This is a genomic window from Candidatus Symbiopectobacterium sp. (assembly GCF_020054415.1).
Classification (GTDB): Bacteria; Pseudomonadota; Gammaproteobacteria; order Enterobacterales; family Enterobacteriaceae; genus Symbiopectobacterium.
The window spans coordinates 1-3,306 of record NZ_JAHWCO010000332.1 but is presented as its reverse complement, the minus strand read 5'-3'; the positions used below and the strand labels follow the sequence as shown (position 1 = coordinate 3,306).

Below are 3,306 nucleotides of genomic sequence, written 5' to 3'. Positions count from 1 at the left end.
TGGTCATCTAAGTCTGAGAGACTACGATGCTCAGGTGGGTGAAGCCATGGCCATGGTCAAAGCGCTTAACCGGATCACGCTATCAGGAATGCCGAACAGTATTCGCATCACGTAACAATCGACCCGTATGGGGCGCAGTCGCTACAAGTTCTGATTTATTCAACAAAGCCATTAGCATCATGAAAACCATCAAAACTTTTGCAGCAGTATTGGCCCTGACTTCTCTCTCTTTCGGCACCTTCGCCGCAGAGCAGATGGGTACCGTTTCCGTGAGTAGCGCTAAAACGCTGAGCGGTTTTGAATCGCAAGTTGCCGCTAAAGCACAGGCAGCAGGTGCATCTTCTTACCGTATCGTTTCTGCTACCGGTGATAACCAACTGCGCGGCACGGCAGTTCTGTATAACTAAGTGAAGCCGAGCAAATGTTACAAGGGGAGCCAATGGCTCCCTTTGCTTATACCCGTCATACTTCAAGTGGCTACACGCATTATTCGCCCCATCCCTAGGCCTCACCTCTTACGATGCCGCTGCGCGCGGCGTTCAAATCTGCTCCCGGCAGATTTGTCACCCGAATCACTTCCTTGAGTAAGCTCACCGGAGTGAATGAATCTCATCCCTGAGACTCACCCTTCGGGCCAGCGATTGCTGCCTTCCTGTAGCTCGAATTATTTAGGGTATACAAAAAGCTAACGTTTTTTAAATGCGGCGGCCAGTGCATCGCTCATGGCGATATTGCCTGCTGCGCTCTGCGGTTGTTTTGCACGCGGTGCATGATGAGCTGGGCGAGACCCGGTGTTGTGTTGGGCTCCGCTGGCGCTACGGCGTGACGGGGTGTCACCCTGCTGTTCATCGAGACGCATGGTCAGCGCGATACGCTTACGTTGCAGATCGACTTCCAGCACCTTGACTTTCACAATATCACCGGCTTTCACCACCTTGTGCGGATCGTCGACATAGCGATCGGACAGCGATGAAATGTGCACCAAGCCATCCTGATGTACGCCAATATCCACGAAAGCGCCAAAGTTGGTGACGTTGGTGACCGCCCCTTCGAGCACCATACCCGGCAGCAGATCGTTGAGCGTTTCCACCCCTTCGGCGAACGCAGCGGTTTTAAACTCCGGTCGTGGATCGCGCCCCGGTTTTTCCAACTCTTTCACGATATCTGTCACCGTGGGTAAGCCGAAGCGAGTGTCAGTGAAATCCACCGCCTTGAGTTTGCGCAGCGCGGCGGTGTCACCCATAAAATCGCGCAGTGTCTGGCGTGTTGCTTCCAGAATGCGTTCGACCACCGGGTAGGCTTCCGGGTGAACCGTCGAGGCATCCAGCGGGTTATCGCCGTGGTTGATACGTAGGAATCCTGCGCACTGTTCGAAGGCTTTTGGCCCCAAGCGACTGACCTTGAGCAACTGTTGACGGTTGTCAAAGCGTCCGTTTTCGTCACGCCAGTTGACAATATTCTGCGCCATCATTTTGCTAAGCCCAGCAACGCGCGTCAGCAGCGCCACCGATGCGGTATTCAGATCGACGCCCACGGCGTTAACGCAGTCTTCCACCACCGCATCGAGCTTTTTCGCCAGTTGCACCTGGCTTACATCGTGCTGGTATTGGCCGACACCGATGGATTTTGGATCGATCTTCACCAGCTCTGCCAGAGGGTCCTGCAAGCGACGCGCAATAGAAACCGCACCGCGCAGGGAAACATCCAGATCGGTGAACTCCAGCGCCGCCAGCTCTGATGCAGAATACACCGAAGCACCTGCCTCACTGACAATCACCTTCTGGGCATTGATTGCCGGAAACTGTTTTTGTGTATCGAGGAAGAAACGTTCGGTTTCACGTGATGCGGTACCGTTACCGATCGCTACGAGTTCTACCTGATGCTTAACGCACAGTGCCGCAATGATAGGGGCCGCCTTGGCAGCCTGTCCGGTATGTGGGTAAATCGTATCCGTGGCAACCAGTTTGCCAGTTGCATCTACTACCGCGACTTTCACACCTGTGCGCAGACCCGGATCGAGCCCCATGGTGGCGCGCATTCCGGCAGGCGCGGCCATCAGCAGGTCGTGCAGGTTGCGTGCAAACACATTGATGGCTTCTTCTTCGGCCTTTTCACGCACTGTGCCCATCAGCTCGGTTTCCAGATGCAACAGCACCTTGATACGCCAGGTCCAGTTGATCACCGCACGACGCCAACTATCGGCGGGAGCGTTGTTGAGCTGCAAATTCAGGTGTGAAAGGATGATCTGCTCACCCTGGCTTTCGCGCGGCGGTTCGTCAAACTGTGGGTCGGCGTTCAGGGCGAGTTGCAGTACCCCTTCGTTGCGGCCGCGAAACATCGCCAGTGCACGGTGTGATGGCACGCTTGCGATCGGTTCTTGATGGGCAAAGTAGTCACGGAACTTCGCGCCTTCATCCTCTTTGCCTTCGACCACGCGTGCAACCAGATGGGCATTTTTCCACAAATAGTCACGCACCTTGGCCAGCAAGATGGCATCTTCTGCGAAACGCTCCATCAGAATGTAGCGCGCACCGTCCAGAGCTGCTTTGACATCGGCAACACCTTTGTCTTCGGCGACATAGGCCAACGCCGCCTCTTCAGGCACCTTGCTTGGGTCTTGCCACAGGCTGTCTGCCAGCGGTTCCAGCCCGGCTTCGATGGCAATTTGCCCACGAGTACGGCGTTTGGGCTTGTATGGCAGATAGAGATCTTCCAGCTCAGTCTTATTCAGGATGCCGTTAATCGCCAGAGCCAACTGTGGTGTTAATTTTCCTTGCTCTTCGATCGATTTCAGAATGGTCTGACGCCGTTCTTCCAGTTCGCGCAAGTAACCGAGGCGGGTTTCCAACTGGCGCAGTTGGGTATCATCCAACCCGCCAGTCACTTCTTTACGGTAACGAGCGATGAACGGTACGGTGTTCCCTTCGTCCAGCAGGCGGACAGCGGCGTCAACCTGCTCCTTTCGCGCCTGCAATTCGCTGGCGATAATCTGGCTCAATGCATCATTCATAATCGGAATTCAATCATCATAAAGGGGTGGGTTAACTAATCGGGGACAGTTATACGGATTGCGTAGCAAAAATGCCAGTCGGCATTATGACCTCTCAGAAAATTTACCTATGTCAATTTTTCAGCGAATTGTTCGAATTTGAAGCCTTTTTTCGCTGGTCGTGTATTCAATGAGTTGATGTAGCATCAAACGTAGTACTCGCGTTCGATGTAAGTACCGATGATCCTATCGTGCATTTCGGATGATTTTGAATATCCGAGCGTCTTGCGATTGAGCCGTTGCAATCGGTTACGCAG

3 protein-coding genes and 1 pseudogene are annotated in these 3,306 nt (G+C 53.9%); 2 read left to right on the top strand and 2 right to left on the bottom strand.

The annotated features are described in order from the left end of the window. A pseudogene (locus QZ506_RS09720) lies at positions 1 to 115 on the top strand (IS5/IS1182 family transposase); the annotation flags it as partial. Positions 116 to 179: 64 nt separating this feature from the next. Then, the gene (locus QZ506_RS09715; protein WP_291970688.1) at positions 180 to 407 is read left to right on the top strand and encodes a YdgH/BhsA/McbA-like domain containing protein; all 228 of its coding nucleotides are present in this window, start codon (positions 180 to 182) and stop codon (positions 405 to 407) included. Between the two features lie 278 nt (positions 408 to 685). On the opposite strand, the gene QZ506_RS09710 is transcribed toward QZ506_RS09715, so the two are convergent. Both QZ506_RS09710 and QZ506_RS09705 read right to left on the bottom strand, forming a co-directional pair. Further along, a complete protein-coding gene (locus QZ506_RS09710; protein ID WP_291970686.1) occupies positions 686 to 3,010 on the bottom strand; it encodes a Tex family protein in 2,325 nt (774 codons plus the stop codon). A 185-nt stretch (positions 3,011 to 3,195) separates the two neighbouring features. Continuing rightward, the coding region (locus QZ506_RS09705) for an IS1 family transposase (protein ID WP_291968255.1) at positions 3,196 to 3,306 on the bottom strand (111 nt) is incomplete at its 5' end.

Excerpts from the sequence above, each read along its gene's own strand:
- QZ506_RS09710 (WP_291970686.1), bottom strand. The coding sequence starts at position 3,010 with ATGAATGATGCATTGAGCCAGATTATCGCCAGCGAATTGCAGGCGCGA.
- QZ506_RS09715 (WP_291970688.1), top strand. The coding sequence starts at position 180 with ATGAAAACCATCAAAACTTTTGCAGCAGTATTGGCCCTGACTTCTCTC.